This is a genomic window from Nonomuraea sp. JJY05, assembly GCF_043496855.1.
GTDB lineage: Bacteria > Actinomycetota > Actinomycetes > Streptosporangiales > Streptosporangiaceae > Nonomuraea.
Genome location: NZ_JBIEIS010000009.1, coordinates 199,105 through 215,157, shown reverse-complemented (window position 1 = coordinate 215,157; position 16,053 = coordinate 199,105). Strand labels below are relative to the sequence as shown.

Annotated in this window: 12 protein-coding genes; 1 reads left to right on the top strand and 11 read right to left on the bottom strand. The window is 72.2% G+C overall.

Features of this window, described 5'->3' with window-relative positions:
- Positions 1 to 117: 117 nt before the first annotated feature.
- The 11 genes from murC to mraZ all read right to left on the bottom strand — a co-directional run bounded on the left by murC (position 118) and on the right by mraZ (position 14,572).
- On the bottom strand, positions 118 to 1,515 hold the full coding sequence (gene murC, locus ACFKCF_RS16105) for a UDP-N-acetylmuramate--L-alanine ligase (RefSeq protein ID WP_394494295.1): 1,398 nt from the start codon (positions 1,513 to 1,515) through the stop codon (positions 118 to 120).
- A complete protein-coding gene (gene murG / locus ACFKCF_RS16100) occupies positions 1,512 to 2,588 on the bottom strand; it encodes an undecaprenyldiphospho-muramoylpentapeptide beta-N-acetylglucosaminyltransferase (RefSeq protein ID WP_394494293.1) in 1,077 nt (358 codons plus the stop codon). Before murG ends, murC begins: the two co-directional genes overlap by 4 nt.
- A gap of 12 nt (positions 2,589 to 2,600) precedes the next feature.
- Positions 2,601 to 3,875 carry a putative lipid II flippase FtsW gene (gene ftsW, locus ACFKCF_RS16095; protein ID WP_394494292.1) on the bottom strand — a complete coding sequence of 425 codons (1,275 nt, stop codon included), beginning with the start codon at positions 3,873 to 3,875 and terminating at the stop codon, positions 2,601 to 2,603.
- Positions 3,859 to 5,235 carry a UDP-N-acetylmuramoyl-L-alanine--D-glutamate ligase gene (murD, locus tag ACFKCF_RS16090; RefSeq protein ID WP_394494290.1) on the bottom strand — a complete coding sequence of 459 codons (1,377 nt, stop codon included), beginning with the start codon at positions 5,233 to 5,235 and terminating at the stop codon, positions 3,859 to 3,861. Before murD ends, ftsW begins: the two co-directional genes overlap by 17 nt.
- Positions 5,232 to 6,290, bottom strand: coding sequence for a phospho-N-acetylmuramoyl-pentapeptide-transferase (gene mraY / locus ACFKCF_RS16085; protein WP_394494287.1), 1,059 nt, complete (start codon positions 6,288 to 6,290; stop codon positions 5,232 to 5,234). The genes murD and mraY overlap by 4 nt, the downstream gene beginning before the upstream one ends.
- Entirely contained in the window at positions 6,287 to 8,020 is a 1,734-nt protein-coding gene (gene murF / locus ACFKCF_RS16080) for a UDP-N-acetylmuramoyl-tripeptide--D-alanyl-D-alanine ligase (protein ID WP_394494285.1), read from the bottom strand. Before murF ends, mraY begins: the two co-directional genes overlap by 4 nt.
- The gene (locus ACFKCF_RS16075; protein WP_394494283.1) at positions 8,020 to 9,558 is read right to left on the bottom strand and encodes a UDP-N-acetylmuramoyl-L-alanyl-D-glutamate--2,6-diaminopimelate ligase; all 1,539 of its coding nucleotides are present in this window, start codon (positions 9,556 to 9,558) and stop codon (positions 8,020 to 8,022) included. Before ACFKCF_RS16075 ends, murF begins: the two co-directional genes overlap by 1 nt.
- A gap of 40 nt (positions 9,559 to 9,598) precedes the next feature.
- Complete coding sequence (locus ACFKCF_RS16070; protein ID WP_394494281.1) at positions 9,599 to 12,325, bottom strand: penicillin-binding transpeptidase domain-containing protein; 2,727 nt, start codon at positions 12,323 to 12,325, stop codon at positions 9,599 to 9,601.
- Positions 12,322 to 12,966: a hypothetical protein gene (locus ACFKCF_RS16065; RefSeq protein ID WP_394494279.1), complete on the bottom strand. Its 645-nt coding sequence runs from the start codon at positions 12,964 to 12,966 to the stop codon at positions 12,322 to 12,324. Before ACFKCF_RS16065 ends, ACFKCF_RS16070 begins: the two co-directional genes overlap by 4 nt.
- A complete protein-coding gene (rsmH, locus tag ACFKCF_RS16060; protein WP_394494277.1) occupies positions 12,956 to 13,921 on the bottom strand; it encodes a 16S rRNA (cytosine(1402)-N(4))-methyltransferase RsmH in 966 nt (321 codons plus the stop codon). The genes ACFKCF_RS16065 and rsmH overlap by 11 nt, the downstream gene beginning before the upstream one ends.
- A 219-nt stretch (positions 13,922 to 14,140) precedes the next feature.
- The gene (mraZ, locus tag ACFKCF_RS16055) at positions 14,141 to 14,572 is read right to left on the bottom strand and encodes a division/cell wall cluster transcriptional repressor MraZ (RefSeq protein ID WP_090930667.1); all 432 of its coding nucleotides are present in this window, start codon (positions 14,570 to 14,572) and stop codon (positions 14,141 to 14,143) included.
- Positions 14,573 to 14,980: 408 nt separating this feature from the next.
- Here mraZ and ACFKCF_RS16050 point away from each other — a divergent pair, with 408 nt between their 5' ends.
- Entirely contained in the window at positions 14,981 to 16,021 is a 1,041-nt protein-coding gene (locus ACFKCF_RS16050; RefSeq protein WP_394494275.1) for an AAA family ATPase, read from the top strand.
- Positions 16,022 to 16,053: the final 32 nt, after the last annotated feature.

The window sequence follows — 16,053 nt, the reverse complement described above, 5'->3', positions numbered from 1 at the left end:
CCGCGCGCCACGCCCAAACGCCCCCCCAACGGGACGGACGCCCTCCAACGCGCGCACGCCCGTACTTCCCCCAGGGACTCCCGCCCGTCAGGCGCGCGCCTTGAGTGCGCGAGGGTCTCAGGAGAGGCGGGCCACGATCTGGGGGCCGAGCTCCGTGACGTCGCCCGCGCCCATGGTGAGCACGATGTCACCCGGCCGCGCCCGCTCGGCCACCATCGCGGGCACCAGGGCCCGGTCGGGCGCGTACGCGACCCGCTCCGGAGGCAGCGGCACCTTCCCGGCCACCATCGCGCCGGAGACGCCCGGCTCGGGATCCTCGCGGGCCCCGTAGACGTCGAGCACGATGGCCTCGTCGGCCAGCCCGAGCGCCGCGCCGAACTCGTCGGCGAAGAAGCGGGTGCGCGAGTAGAGGTGCGGCTGGAAGATCGCGATGACCCGGCCGTCTCCGGAGTAGGAGGCGACCACGTCGCGGGCGGCCTTGAGGTCGGCGGTGAGCTCGGTCGGGTGATGGGCGTAGCTGTCGAAGACCGCGATGCCGCTGGCCTCGCCCTTGGCCTCGAAGCGCCGCTTGGCCCCCGTGAAGGCCCCCAACCCCTCTCTGATCTCCTCGAAGGGCAGCCCCAGCTCGTCGGCCACGGCGATCACCGCGGTGGCGTTGAGTGCGTTGTGCGCCCCGGGGACGGCCAGCCGGACCTCGCCCCTGCCCTCGATGCCGAAGACCGTGCCGAACCCGTCGGGCCTGACCCCGCTCACGCGGTAGTCCTCGCCCTCGGCCCCGTACGTCTTGACCCGCAGCCCCCGCTCGCGCGCCCGGCGCGCCAGCTCGGCCGCGCCCGGGTCATCGGCGCACGCGATCAGTAGCGAGCCCACCCGCTCGGCGAAGCGGGCGAAGCTGGCGTGCACGGCGTCCGGGTCGCCGTAGTTGTCGAGGTGGTCGGCCTCGACGTTGGTCACCACGGCGATGTCGGGCGCGAGCATGAGGAAGGAGCCGTCGCTCTCGTCGGCCTCGGCCACGAACACCTGGCCCTGCCCCTCGTCGGCGCCGAGCCCGGTGGTGACGAGCTGCCCGCCCACGCAGTAGGACGGGTCGGCGCCGCACTTCTGCAGGGCCACGGTCAGCATCGAGGTGGTGGTGGTCTTGCCGTGGGTGCCCGCGATGGCCACGGCGGTGCGCCCGGCCATGACGGAGGCCAGCGCGGCGGCCCGCGGGATGATCCGCAGCCCCTGCTTGAGCGCCTCGCCCAGCTCGGGGTTGGAGTCGCGGATGGCGGTCGAGACGACCACGGTGTCGACGTCCTTGATGTGCGAGGCGGCGTGGCCGATGTGGACCGTGGCGCCCAGCTCGCGCAGCTCGGTGACCAGCTCGGAGCTGCGGGCGTCGCTGCCCGACACCCGCACGCCGCGCTTGAGGAGGATGCGGGCGATGCCCGACATGCCCGCGCCGCCGATGCCGATGAAGTGCACCCGCCCCAGCTCCGCTACGGCGACGGGATCGACCAGCTTGACGAGACTCATCGGGCTATCTCCAACACTTTCCGGGCAAGCATGATATCGGCGTCCTTCCGGCCAAGTCTGGAGGCGGCCTCCGACATGGCGGCGACCCGCTCGGGGTCACGGAGGATGGGCAGCACGTTGTGGATGATCCATTCGGGTGACAGTTGGGCGTCGTCGACCATCAGGCCGCCGCCGCCGCGGGCGATGCGCCCGGCGTTGACGGCCTGCTCGCCGTTGCCGTGCGGCAGCGGCACGTACGCGGCCGGCAGCCCCACCGCGGTCAGCTCCGCGCACGACAGCGCGCCGGCGCGGCACAGCGCGAAGTCGGCGGCCGCGTAGGCGACGTCCATGCGGTCGACGTAGGGCAGCAGCACGTACTGCGGGTCGCCCGGCGGGGGCTCGTGGTCGACGTTGTTGTTGGGGCCGAGCACGTGGAGCACCTGCACGCCCGCGCCGCGCAGCACGGGCGCGGCGGCGAGCGCGGCCTGGTTGAGCGACCTGGCGCCCTGTGAGCCGCCGAAGACCAGCAGCGTCGGCCGGTCGTTCTCCAGCCCGAACCAGGAGCGCGCCTTGTCGCCCGCCGACAGCCGGTCGAGCGTGACGATCTCGCGGCGCAGCGGGGTGCCGATGTATTCGGCCTTGGGCATCGCCGCGTCGGGGAAGCCGGTGAAGACGTGGTCGGTGAGCCGGGCGCCCAGCCGGTTGGCCAGCCCGGGGCGGGGATTGGCCTCGTGCACGACGATCGGCACGCCGCGCCGCTTGGCCGCCAGATAGGCGGGGGTCGCGACGTAGCCGCCGAAGCCCACGAGGACGTCGGCCTGGACCCGGTCGAGTATGCCGGCCGCGGCGTTGATCGCCCCGGCCAGCCGGCCCGGCACGGTGAGCAGGCTCGGAGTGATCGCCCTTGGCAGCGGCACGGCCGGCACCAGCTCCAGCTCATAGCCCCTGGCGGGCACGAGCCTCGTCTCCAAACCGCGCTCGGTGCCCATGCAGGTGATGCCGACGCTCCGGTCAAGATGGCGCAGCGCGTCCGCAAGGGCGAGCGCGGGCTCGATGTGCCCGGCCGTCCCCCCACCGGCGAGGACCACCCTCATCTCGGTCACTCCCTAACGTGTCACTCGGCCTCTGGACGTACCCCCCAGGCCAAGCCAGCTTAGGGCCCGGGCGGCCGGTCCGGGGCCACGAGCTTTCAAGGCCTCCCGCGCACCCGGCTCCCGTTTGGCGAACGACAGCAGCATTCCGAGCGCGGCGAGCGTGGGCAGCAGCGAGGAACCGCCGTACGAGACCAGCGGCAGGGGGATGCCGGTGATCGGCAGCACGCCGAGCACGGCGCCCATGTTGACGGTCGCCTGCCCGACGATCCAGGCCACCATGGCGGCGGCGGCGAGCCTGGTGAAGGCGTCGTTGACGCGGACGGCGACGCGCAGCCCCGCGTACCCGAGCAGCCCGAACAGCGCCACCACCATCAGCGTGCCCATCAGCCCGAGCTCCTCGCCGAGGATGGCGAAGATGAAGTCGCTCTCGCCGTGCGGCAGCCAGCTCCACTTCTGCCGGCTCTGACCCAGCCCGATCCCGAACCAGCTACCGGAGCCCATCGCGATCTGCCCCTGCACGGCCTGGTAGCCGGCGCCCTGCGCGTCGGCCCACGGGTTGAGGTAGGCCCCGATGCGCGCCATCCGGTACGGCTCCACCTTGATCATGATGACCGCGGCGAGCACCGCGAGCGCCATGAGGCCGCCGAACAGCTTGATCGGCGCCCCCACCACCCACAGCAGCGCCAGGAAGATCAAGAACAGCACCAGCGTGGTGCCCAGGTCGCGGCCGAGCATGACCATGACGGCCAGGATCGCGGTGCCGGGCATGAGCGGGATCAGCAGCTGCCGCCACTCGATGCGGCCCTGCCGCGCCCGCCTGGCCAGCAGGTCGGCCCCCCACAGCACGAGCCCGAGCTTGGCCGGCTCGGACGGCTGGAGCGTGAACGGGCCGATGTAGATCCACCGCTGCGCGCCCAGCTCGGACGAGCCGATGAACAGCACCATGACCAGCGCCAGGATCGACAGCGCCATCATGGGGTAGCCCGCCCAGCGGAAGAACTTGACCGGCAGCCGCGAGCAGGCCCACATCACCGGCAGGCCCACCGCGGCCGACAGCGACTGCTTGAAGAACCACGAGAACGGGCTGCCGGTCTTCTGCAGCGCCTCGACGCTGGAGGCCGACAGCACCATCATCAGGCCGAGCGCGAGCAGCAGCGCGCTGCACATGATGATCAGGTAGTACGTCGTCAGCGGCTTGTCGAGCAGCTCCTTCAGCGAGCCGAGCTGCTCGCGCGCCCAGCCGCCCGGCCCCTCGACGGCGCGCGGCTCCTCAGCGCTCGCGCTCACGTCGCAGCCTCAGCCCGCGTACGGCGCGCGCGAAGGCCTCCCCCCGCGCCGGGTAGTTGGCGAACATGTCGAGCGAGGCCCCCGCCGGGGAGAGCAGCACGGTGTCCCCGGGCGAGGCCAGCCGGGCGGCTTCGGTGACGACTCTTTCCATCGCACCAGTGTCCCGATCGGCGATGTCCACGACGGGGACATTCGGCGCGTGTCGCGCGATGGCTTCGGCGATCCTGGCCCGATCGGCCCCGAGCAGCACCGCTCCGCGCAGTCTGGGGGCCGCCTGGCGCACCAGGTCGTCGACGTCCGCGCCCTTCAGCTGCCCGCCCGCGACCCACACGATCGACGGGTACGAGGCCAGCGCCGCGGCGGCGGCGTGCGGGTTGGTCGCCTTGGAGTCGTCGATGTAGTCGACCTCGCCGACCCGGTCGACGTGGGCGAGGCGGTGGGGGTCGGGCACGAAGTCGCGCAGCCCCTGGCGCACCGCCTCCGACGGGACGCCGAGCGAGCGGGCCAGGGCGGCGGCGGCCAGCGCGTTGGCCACGTTGTGGGGCGCGAAGGGCCGTACGTCCTCCAGCGTCGCCAGCTCCTCGGCCGCCTCCACCGGGTCGGCCACGAACGCCCGGTCGACCAGCAGGTCCTCCACGACGCCGATCTCGCCGCGCTTGGGCACCCGCAGCGTGAACCCGACCGCTCCCGGATAGGGCGCGGCCAGCCTCGTGGCCTCGGGATCGTCGGCGTTGTAGATCACGTGCGCGGCCCGCTCGAAGATGCGGCCCTTGGCGGCGGCGTACTCCTCCATGGAGCCGTGCCAGTCGAGGTGGTCAGGGGCCACGTTGAGGATGGCCGCGGCGTGCGGGGCCAGCGTGCTGGACCAGTGGAGCTGGAAGCTGGACAGCTCGACGGCCAGCGCGTCGTACGGCTCGGCGACGGCCCGCACCACGGGGACGCCCACGTTCCCGACGGCCAGTGACTTGTGCCCGGCGGCCAGCAGGATCGAGGTCAGCATGCGCACGGCGGTGGTCTTGCCGTTGGTGCCGGTCAGCGCGAGCCACGGGGCCGCCTGCGCCGGGCGCAGCCGCCAGGCCAGCTCCACCTCCCCCACGACCTCGACGCCCGCCTCGAGCGCGGCGGCGATCAGGGGGTGGTGCGGCGCCCAGCCGGTGGTGACCAGGCGCGTCGCGCCCTCCGGGATCTCCATCGCGCCGAAGCGGGTCTCCACGCCGGCCGCGGCCAGCTCGGCGGCGGCGGCGAGCTGGCGCTCGCCCTCCACCGCCTCCACGACCACGACGCGCTCGCCGCGCTCGGCCAGCACCCGCGCCACGGCGGTGCCGGACACGCCGAGCCCCGCCACACACGTCACGCTCATGCCTTCGGCATCCACTCGACGTAGAACAGCCCGAGCCCGAGGGCCGAGCAGAGCATCGCGATCAGCCAGAACCTGACCACGATCGTGGTCTCGGCCCAGCCCTTCAGCTCGAAGTGGTGCTGCAACGGCGCCATCCTGAACACCCGTTTCCCGGTCATCTTGAAGAACCCGACCTGGATGATGACCGAGAGGGTGATGATCACACACAGGCCGGCCAGGATGATCAGCAGAAGCTGGGTGCGGGTGGCGATGGCCAGGCCGGCCAGCACGCCGCCCAGGGCCAGCGAGCCGGTGTCGCCCATGAAGATGCGGGCGGGCGGCGCGTTCCACCACAGGAACCCGATCAGCGCCCCGAGCACGGCGGCGGCCACCACGGCCAGGTCGAGCGGGTCACGCACCCAGTAGCAGTTGGGGCCGAGCTGGTCGATGCAGTTGTTGCGCAGCTGCCAGTTGCCGATCAGCACGTACGCGGCGAGCACGACGCCGGTCGCGCCGCTGGCCAGACCGTCGAGGCCGTCGGTGAGGTTCACCGCGTTGGAGAACCCGACGATCATGAAGAGCACCCAGATGGTGAATCCGACGATGCCGATCGACGGGCCGATGTCCCGCAGGAACGACACCCGGGTCTCGGCGGGGGTGATGCCGTAGACGTTGGGCTGGCGGACCACCAGGAACGCGAAGACGGCGCCGACGATGAGCTGGCCGAGCGCCTTGGCGCCGCTGCGGAGGCCGAGGCTGCGCTGCTTGTAGATCTTGATGAAGTCGTCGAGGAAGCCGACCGCGCCGAGTCCTGTCATCAGGAACAGCACCAGCATGCCCGACACCGTGGGGGGAGCCAGGGTGGCCAGGTGGGAGGCGCCGTAGGCGAGCAGCGCGGCCAGCACGAACACGATGCCGCCCATGGTGGGGGTGCCCCGCTTGCCGTGGTGTCCTGACGGGCCTTCCTCGCGGATCTGCTGGCCGTAGCGGCGCCGCGACAACAGCCGGATCGCCAGCGGGGTGCCCAGCATCGACAGGATCAGGCCCACCGCACCGGCGATGATGATGTCGGTCACTGGGCGGCACCTCCGAGCACGAGCTCGGCCGTCCGTTCCAGCCCCATGGCTCTCGGTCCCTTCACCAGCACCGCGTCGCCCGGCCGCAGCCATCCGGCCAGCTCGGCCGCGGCCGCCTCGGCATCGGGCACGTGCACGATTCGCATCGCCTGCGCAGGATACGCGGCCCCGCCACCAGGAGACGCCCCGGCCACCGGCCCACCCGGGTGAGGCCCACCTGCGTGCGGCCCGGCGGGAGCGCCGCCGAAGGGTGCGCCCATGGGAGGCCCGCCCGGCTGCGGGGCCCCCTGCTCGGGGGACGGCCCGTGCCAGCCCTGATCCGGGGAGGGCCCGTGCCAGCCCTGGTCCGGGGAGGGCCCATGCCAGCCCTGGTCCGGGGAAGGTCCGTGCCAGCCCTGAGGCGCGCTCTGGTGGGGAACGGGCGCCTGCGGGACCCCGGCCGCGGCCTGGGCCGCCGCCTGGGCGTCCAGGGCCGCCTGAGCGGCCGCCTGGGCCTCCGCCGCGGCGGCGCGCGCCCCTTCCAGCACCGGGCCCGCGTCCGGGCCGGCCACGATGAGCCCGGCCAGGCCGGAGCCGCCGGCCAGCCGGCCCAGCTCCGCGTTGAGCGCGGGCCCTTCCTCGCCCAGCTCGCGCAGCGCCGCGATGACGGCGAAGCGCCGCCGCCCCCGGCCCAGCACCTCGAAGGCCGCGAACGCCGCCCGCATCGAGTCGGGATTGGCGTTGTACGCGTCGTTGACGACCGTGACCCCGTCGGCCCGGTCGGTGACCTCCATCCGCCAGCGGCTGAGCGGCGTGGCCTGCGACAGCTCGGCGGCGATGGTCGCCACCGGCAGGCCCAGCTCGTAACCGGCCGCGGCGGCGGCGAGGGCGTTGTCGACGGCGTGCTCGCCGTACAGCTGGAGCGACACGGGCGCGGACCCCGAGGGCGTGCGCAGCGTGAAGGAGGCCCGCCCGCGGGCGTCGACCGTGACGCCCTCGGCGCGGATGGAGGCCGACTCACCCCGGCCGAAGAACGTGACCCGCGCGTCCGTGCGCGAGGCCATGGCCCGCACCAGCGGGTCGTCGGCGTTCAGCACGGCCACGCCGGTGCGCGGCAGCGCCTCGACCAGCTCGCCCTTGGCCTTCGCGATGGCCTCCTTGCCGCCGAACACGCCGAGGTGGGCGGTGCCGACGTTGAGCACCACGCCGATCTGCGGCGGCGCGATGCGGGTCAGGTCCTTGATGTGGCCGATGTTGCGCGCGGCCAGCTCCAGCACCATGAAGCGGGTCTCGAGGTCGGCCCGCAGCACGGTCAGCGGGTGTCCGAGCTCGTTGTTGAAGCTGCCGACGGGGGCGATCGTGGGCCCGACGCGGGCGGTGAGCCGCGCCAGCAGGTCCTTGGTGCTGGTCTTGCCCGCCGAGCCGGTCACGCCGATCACGGTGACCTTGGGCAGCGCGGCCGCCTGGGCGGTGGCCAGCTCGGCCAGCGCGGCGGCGGCGTCGGGCACGATCACCGCGGGACCCTCGACCGGCCTGGTGGCCAGCACGGCGACGGCTCCGGCCCTGATCGCCTGCGCGGCGTAGTCGTGGCCGTCGACGCGCGCGCCCTTGATGGCCACGAACAGCGATCCCGGTTCTACGGCCCGCGAGTCGATCACGACGGGCCCGCGTACGACCGCGCGGGGATCGGCCATGCCCGTCAGGGCGCCCGAGGTTATCTCGGCGATCCTGGCCAGAGGCAAGGGGATCATCAGTGCTTCCTGCTTTCCGTGCTTTCCTTGCGTGCCGCGATCGCCTCCGCGACCACCTCACGGTCGTCGAAGGGGATCACTTCGCCTGAAATGTACTGACCCTGCTCATGACCCTTGCCGGCCACGACGATCACGTCGCCCTGCCCGGCCCGGGCGATCGCCAGGCCGATGGCGGCCGCGCGGTCGGGCTCAATGATCACATGAGCGCGGTCGTGCTGCGGAACGCGGAGCGCTCCCTCCATCATCGTCACGAGAATGGCCAGCGGATCCTCCGAGCGCGGATTGTCGCTCGTGAAAATGGCCACATCCGCCAGCTGGGCGGCGAGCTCGCCCATGATAGGCCGTTTGCCCTTGTCGCGGTCGCCGCCGCAGCCGAGCACGATCGTCAGCGTGCCCGCCGTGACGGACCGCAGCGAGCGCAGCACCGACTCCACGGCGCCGGGCTTGTGGGAGTAGTCCACGACGGCCTGGAACTCGTCTCCCGCGGCCGTGATCCGCTGCATGCGCCCCGGCACCCCGGTGAGCGAGCCCACGCCGTGCACGGCGGTGTGCAGCGGCACCCCGGCCTCGACGAGCGTGACGATCGCGCCGAGCGCGTTGGCGACGTTGAACGGCCCCGGCAGCGAGATCTGGGCGTCCGCCTCGACCCCGCCGGGCCCCACGACCCTGAACGCGCTGCCGTCGGCGCCCAGCCGGGCGTCCAGCGCCCGCCACTCGGCTTCCGGGTCGCCCAGCGCCGAGTACGTGGTCATCGGCACCTTCGCCAGGTCGAGCAGCTCGCGCCCGTAGCGGTCGTCGATGTTGGTCACGCCGGCCCGGCTCAGCTCCGGCTGGAACAGCCGCACCTTGGTCGCGAAGTAGTCCTCGAAGTCCTTGTGGAAGTCGAGGTGGTCCTGGGAGAGGTTGGTGAACAGGGCGACGTCGTAGAAGATCCCGTCGACCCTGCCGAGCGCCAGGGCGTGGCTGGAGACCTCCATGACGGCCGCGCTGACGCCTTCCTCGCGCATGAGGGCGAACAGGCCGTGCAGCTGCGGCGCCTCGGGCGTGGTGAGCGTGGGCTGGAACCGCGCCTCACCCGCGCGGATCTCGACGCCGCCCACCAGGCCGGCCCGGTGCCCGGCGGCCCGCAGGCCGGCCTCGATCATGAACGTGGTGGTGGACTTGCCGCTGGTGCCGGTGACTCCGAGGACCTGGATGTCGTGGGCCGGCTGCCCGTACACCCAGGAGGAGATCTGCCCGAGCAGGGCGCGCGGGTCGGGCACGATCAGCACCGGCAGCCCGGTCGCGACGGCCTCGTCGCGGCCGGCGCGGTCGGTGAGCACCGCCACGGCTCCCTTGGCCATCGCCTCGGCGGCGAAGGCGGCGCCGTGGGCCTGGTTGCCGGGCAATGCCACGTAGAGATCTCCGCGCATGACGTTGCGGGAGTCGATGGTGACGCCGGTCAGGGCGGCATGAGGCGACCGCGACGTGCCTGAGTCGGCGTCGAGCATGGTCGCGAGCCCGGTCAGCGGGCGGGGCGGGCTGGTCGTAGGACGCATAGACGACGGGGGACGCACGGCGAGAGCGTACCTTCCCTGGTCACTGTCCCGCGCGCATCCGCACCGGCGGCGCGGCGGAGCCTGTGGGAGGAATCTTCTTGCTCTTGATGGCGAACGTCATCACATCCTTGAACACGGGGGCCGCCAACTGCCCGCCGAAGTGGCCGTTCTTCGGGTTCTGCAGCACCGACAGCACCACCAGCCGGGGCTTGTCGGCGGGCGCGAACCCGACGAACGAGGCCGTGTAGCCCTCGTACCGGCCGAGCTTCGCATCGTAGCGGTTGGCCGTGCCCGTCTTGCCCGCCACCCGGTAGCCGGGGATGGCCGCGAGCAGTCCCGTGCCCTCCGCGCTCACCGCGCTCTCCAGCATCGTCGTGATCTCCTTGGCAGTCGTCGCGCTCACCACTCTGGTCTGCTTACCTGCGGGAGCGGGAACGAACCTGCCGGACGTGTCCGTCGTGCCGGCCACGATCCGCGGCTCGATCTTGACGCCGCCGTTGGCGATGGTCTGATAGACGCTGGCCATCTGCAGCGCGGTCACCGAAACGCCCTGCCCGTAGGCGACGGTGCAGCTCTGGCTGCCCGACCAGTTCTTGTAGTCGGGCAGCAGCCCGGCCTCCGCGCTCGGCACGCCGCCGCCCGGCCGCGTGCCGAACCCGAACGCCTTCAGCATCCGGTAGAGGCGTTCACTGCCGACCTTGCGCGCGGCCATGATCGTGGCCACGTTGCTGGACTCGGCCACGGCCTGGCGGAAGGTCATCGACTCCGCCTTGTGCGCGTGCGCGTCGCGCAGCACCTGGTCGGCGCACCTGATCCGGTCGGGGACCTGGAACACCGTGTCGGGCGTCACCGCGCCGGCCTCGATCGCGGCGGCGGCCGTGATCACCTTGTTGGTGCTGCCGGGCTCGAACACGTCGGCGGCGGCCTTGTTGACGTACATGGCCGCGGGGGCCTTGCGCCAGTTGTTCAGGTCGAGCTCGGGGGCGTTGGCCATGGCGATGATCTGGGCGCTCTGCACGTCCATGACGATCACGGTGCCGCTGTCGGCGCCGGCCTTCTCGACCTGCTCGGCGATCGACTCCTGGGCGGCCCACTGGATGTCGCGGTCGATCGTCAGCCGCACGTCCTGGCCGTTGACGGGGGCGGTGTGCTGGCTGCTGGTCATCGGGATGCGCAGGCCGTCGCGGCCAGTCTCGACGCGCTGCTCGCCGTCCTGGCCGGCCAGGAGGGTGTTCCTGGCCTGCTCGATGCCACCCAGGCCGGCGCCCTCGTCGCCGACGAACCCGATAAGGCTGCCCGCCAGGTCGCCCGCCGGGTAGAGCCTGCGGTAGGTCTTCTTCGCCGCCAGCGCGGGCACGCCGGCCTGCTGCAGGCGGGTGGCCACGACCGGGTCGACGTCCGTGGCCAGGCGCTGGTAGCGGGTGTTGGTCCTGGCCAGCTTGGCGGCGATCTCCTGCTCGCTCTTGCCGAGCTGCTGGGCCAGGAGGGCGGACCACTTGGCCCGGGTCTGCGGGGTGACCTTGGACGGGTCGATGGACAGCTCGCGCGCCTCTACGGTGATGGCCAGGCCGTGGCCGTTGGCGTCGGTGATCGAGCCGCGCTTGGCGGGGATCTCTTCGGTGTGCGTGCGCTGGCCCACCGCCGCGGCCTCGTACACCTTGGAGTCGAGGCCCTGCATCTGGATCAGCCGCCCGGCGAAGATCGACAGCACGAACGTCATGCCGATCAGGCCGATGTTGATGCGCCTGCGCGGGTTGCCCAGCCGCAGCACCAACGGCGGCCTGGGCGGGCGCGGCGGCGGACGGCGCGGCCCTCGGGGCGGGGGCACCTCCCCGCCGCGGCGCGCCGCCACCCGCTCACGGCCCCGTGCCGCCTCCGGCCTGGCGGCCTGCGGCCTCGGGCCGCCCGCCTGGGGACGCCGCAGGGCGGCATCCTCCCTGGCCCGGCTCCGGACGTCGTCCTCCGGCCGGCCGCGGCGCGGCGCGTCGTCCTCCTGCCTGCCGCGTGCTCGCTCGTCGCCTCCCTGGACGCGCCCGCGCAGCCGGTCGGCGTCATCGCGCCCATGAGGAGCGCGCCCTCTGGGCCGGTCGCCCTCGGCACGGCTCCGCCCCGCGCTGTTCTTCGGGCGCTCGTCCTCGTCACGACCGCGCCCCGCGCCACCCCTCGGGCGCTCGTCCTCGTCACGACCGCGCCCCGCGCCACCCCTCGGGCGCTCGTCCTCGTCACGACCGCGCCCCGTGCCGTTCTTGGGGCGGTCGTCCTCGTCGCGAGGGCGCCTGCGGGTGCCGTCCGCGGCGTCGCCGCGCGAGCGCCCGCGTCCCGAGCCGCCCGGACGGGCGCGGTCCGGGCCGCTCTGGCGGGTGCCGTCGCGGCGGGCGCGGTCGGGGCCGCTCTGGCGGCTGCCGCCGGAGCGGGGACGGCCGGGCTCACCCGGGTCGGCGCGGTCGGCGTCGTCGCCGCGGCGGGAACGGCCACGCGGCTCGTCGCCGGACTCGCGCGGCGGTCGCCCCCGAGGCGGGTCGTCAGGGCCGAACGGCAGGTCGAGAGGGTCCGGCGGGCGCTTGCGCGGCTGGCGCGGCGGATTCTCCGGCGACGCCGGGCGGCCGGAACCCTCGGAACGGCCCCCATCAGAACGTGCGGAGCCGCCCTGCCGCCCCGCCCGTCCAGGACCGCCCGGCGTACGACGAGCGGCGCCGGGCCCTCCTTGAGAGCCGGCGCCGCCAGCGCCGCGGCCGGGACCCTGCCCCCTGCCGCCTGAGTTGCTCACCGTTCCCTGTCCGCCTGCCCGCTCTGGCCGTCGGCGCCCGCACCGCTCCAGCTGTCGACGTTGTCCCAGTTGCGGTGCTGGCCCTGGTTCTCGGCCTGCGTCGCGAGGACGTCGGGCTGATTCTTGAGCTGGTACTCGAGGTCGATCTTCTCCTTCTCCTGACGCGCCACCGCGATCTCGTCGCGCAGGTTGGCGTCGGTGATGGCGTCCTTGGCGAGCATGGTGTTGAGCAGCAGGAGACTAACCAGGCCGCCGCAGAGCAGCCCGACGACGAGCAGCACGAACGGCGCGCGCTGCCGGCGCGCGGGCCGGCGCCGCGGCATCGGCCGCCGGATCTGCGCGCCCACCGCGCCGATCCGCTTGCCGACGGTGCGAGCGCCGGTGCCGGTGCCCGTGCCCGTACGGGTCCCGGGACGGCTGTCCGGGCGCACGCGGGTGGCGCCGTCGGCGCGCTCCCGCTCGGCGCCGGGCCGCTTGCCGTCGAGGTCGAGGCGCGCCCGCTCGGCCGCCGACAGCTTGCTCTCGACGTCAGGACGGGGCCGCGGCTTGGACTGGTGCGGCGCCCCGAGCCGGCGCGTACCCGTCTTGGGGGTCGCGCGGCGGACGGGCGCTCCCCGGCCGGTCTCCTGCTCAGTCGTCAACACGGATCCTCTCTGCCGCCCGTAGCCGGGCCGAGGCCGCCCGCGGATTGCGGGCGAGCTCTTCTTCGCTTGGGAGCTCGGCTCCCCTCGTCAGGAGGCGGAACCTCGGCTGGTGAGCCGGCAACGGGACGGGCAGCCCGGGGGGGCTGGTGTCCCTGGTTCGCGCCGTGAGGGCCTGCTTGGTGAGCCGGTCCTCGAGCGAGTGGTAGGAGAGCACGACGACTCGCCCACCCAGCGCCAGCGCGTCGAGCGCCGCGGGCAGCGCCGCCTCCAGGGCGGACAGCTCCGCGTTCACCTCGATGCGCAGCGCTTGGAAAGTCCTCTTGGCGGGGTTTCCCCCAGTGCGCCGGGTCGCGGCGGGAATCGCCTCTCGCACGATGTCCGCAAGCCGCTTAGTCGAGGTTATGGCCTCTTTGGCCCGTTCCTTGATGATCAGGCCCGCGACACGCGGAGCAAATCGTTCTTCTCCGTAGTCGCGCAGGATGCGGGTCAGCTCCGCGGCGGAGTAGGTGTTGACCACCCGCTCCGCCGTCAGCTCCTGGTCGGTGTCCATCCGCATGTCGAGGGGCGCGTCGTAGGAATAGGCGAACCCGCGCTCCGCCTCGTCGAGCTGCGGCGAGGAGACCCCGAGGTCGAACAGGGCCGCGTTGACCGTGGTGCGGCCCGCGCGGGCGAGCACCTCGGCCAGGTCACCGGAGGAGGCGTGGACCAGGGTGATCCGGTCCGCGTACGGGCTCAGCCGGCGAGTCGAGAAGTCGATCGCGAAAGGGTCGCGGTCGATCCCGATCAGATGCAGTGATGGATAGGCGGCGAGCAGGGCCTCCGAGTGGCCACCGAGGCCGAGGTTGGCGTCGACGACGACCGGCTCGCTGCCGGCCAGCGCAGGCCCGAGCAGCTCCAGAACGCGCTCGAGCATCACCGGAACGTGACCGCCCGTGCCAGCGTTGTCCTGCATCTCCAACCCCCCTCTCGCGCCCTTGCCCGCGGATGACGCGTATAGATCGATCGTCGGCCACCTCTGAGTCCCCACCCGGCGCCGCCCGGCCAGGTCCCCATCCGCACCCTCTTCGTGGACGCCTGTCATCTGACACCGGGGAAGGTGCATCAGCTGACCGGCAGTGGTTGCGGGTGGAGACCTCGCCGAACGACAGCACCGACGGATCGACCGTGGTCACTACAAGATCCCTGGCAGCACCTCCTCCGACAGATCGGCGAACGCCTGCTCCTGCGCGCTGAGATAGGTGTCCCAGGCCTGCGCGTCCCAGATCTCCAGCCGGGTGTTGGCCCCGATGACGACGCAGTCACGCTCCAAGCCCGCGTACTGACGCAGGCTCTGCGGGATCGTGATGCGCCCTTGCTTGTCTGGCTTCTCGTCGGACGCACTGGCGAAGAAGACGCGGCTGTAGTCACGCACCGCCTTGGCGGTGACCGGGGCGGTGCTGAGAGCCTCGGTAATGCGCTGGAACTCCTCCACGGGAAAGACGTAGAGGCATCGCTCCTGGCCTTTGGTGATCACAAGACCCTCCGCCAGCTCCTCACGGTACTTAGCCGGCAGGAACAGCCGTCCCTTGTCGTCCAGACGCGGTTGATGGGTGCCGAGGAACACCGGACCCACCTCCCGTGCCTCGTGAAGCGCTCAGCGCTGGCGCACCGGGCCCTCCACTGCGCACCACCATACTCCACTTCTCCCCACCGTCAACTGATTCGAACCGTCTTCATCATCGGTTTCCGTTGCGTTACCGCAGGTCAGAGCGATGGAGTGGGGTGGAGCGGGGTGACCGGGCGGTCAACCCTCATGGGCGTGTCGAGGGTTCAAAAGACCGCGGAAATAGGGGCTCGGCTCGTTCGGGAAGCCCTCGGTGGAGGAAAGTGGAGCGCCCGGCGGGGTGCCGTGTCACGGGATTCGTACCGCTATGCGACAAGAACAGGAACATCACCAGGGTTCCCTGGAATATCCACAAATGTCGCCCGAGAACCCACAGCGTCGTAGGGTCGTACACACAATGGAAAAGGAATGGCATGGCTCCCGCAAAGGCACCCTACGGGACAGCCGTCGCACTTCTCTCATGGAGGCCCGGTGGCAGTAACCCATGATGTCCCTCCCCAGCTCGACGAGCTGGTCTCCACCGCGCACCGGATTCGGGGCTCCATCGAATCGGTGATCGAGGGCAAGGGCGACGCCGTCCGCATCACGCTCACCGTCCTGCTCGCGGAGGGTCACCTCCTGATCGAGGACGTTCCCGGGGTCGGCAAGACCATGCTGGCCAAGGCGCTGGCGCGCTCCATCGACTGTCCGGTGCGCCGCGTGCAGTTCACTCCCGACCTGCTGCCCAGCGACATCACCGGGGTCAGCGCGTACAACCAGCAGACCCGGGAGTTCGAGTTCAAGCCCGGCCCGGTGTTCGCGAACATCGTGGTCGGCGACGAGATCAACCGCGCCTCCCCGAAGACGCAGTCCGCGCTGCTGGAGTGCATGGAAGAGCAGCAGGTGACGGTGGACGGCCAGACGTACCAGCTGGACGCGCCGTTCATGGTGATCGCCACCCAGAACCCCATCGAGATGGAAGGCACCTATCCCCTTCCCGAGGCGCAGCGCGACCGCTTCACCGCGCGCATCGCGATGGGCTACCCCGAGCCGAACGCCGAGCTGGAGATGCTCGACGTGCACGGCGAGACCTCGCCGCTGGACAAGCTGGAGCCGGTGGCGACGACGGCCGAGGTGCGGGCGCTCATCGAGGCCGTACGCGGCGTCTACGTCTCGCAGGCGGTCAAGAAGTACGCCATCGACCTCGTCGTGGCCACCCGTCACTCCCCTGACCTGCGGCTGGGCGCCTCGCCCCGGTCCACGCTGCAGCTCGTACGGGCCGCCAGGGCGCACGCCGCGCTGGCCGGTCGTGACTACGTCATCCCCGACGACCTGCAGGACCTGGCCATCCCCGTGCTGGCGCACCGGCTGCTGCCCAGCGTCGAGGCCCAGGGGCAGCGCCGCCTGCCCGAGCAGGTGGTGACCGATCTGATCAGGCGCGTGCCGGTGCCGGAGACCAGAGGCCGCTAATGGATGGGCTGCGTATTCGGCACTGGTTGAGC

Coding starts and splice junctions, on each gene's coding strand:
- ACFKCF_RS16050 (WP_394494275.1), top strand. CDS start 14,981: ATGGCATGGCTCCCGCAAAGGCACCCTACGGGACAGCCGTCGCACTTC.
- rsmH (WP_394494277.1), bottom strand. CDS start 13,921: ATGCAGGACAACGCTGGCACGGGCGGTCACGTTCCGGTGATGCTCGAG.
- murG (WP_394494293.1), bottom strand. CDS start 2,588: ATGAGGGTGGTCCTCGCCGGTGGGGGGACGGCCGGGCACATCGAGCCC.
- murF (WP_394494285.1), bottom strand. CDS start 8,020: ATGATCCCCTTGCCTCTGGCCAGGATCGCCGAGATAACCTCGGGCGCC.
- murD (WP_394494290.1), bottom strand. CDS start 5,235: ATGAGCGTGACGTGTGTGGCGGGGCTCGGCGTGTCCGGCACCGCCGTG.
- ACFKCF_RS16075 (WP_394494283.1), bottom strand. CDS start 9,558: ATGCGTCCTACGACCAGCCCGCCCCGCCCGCTGACCGGGCTCGCGACC.
- murC (WP_394494295.1), bottom strand. CDS start 1,515: ATGAGTCTCGTCAAGCTGGTCGATCCCGTCGCCGTAGCGGAGCTGGGG.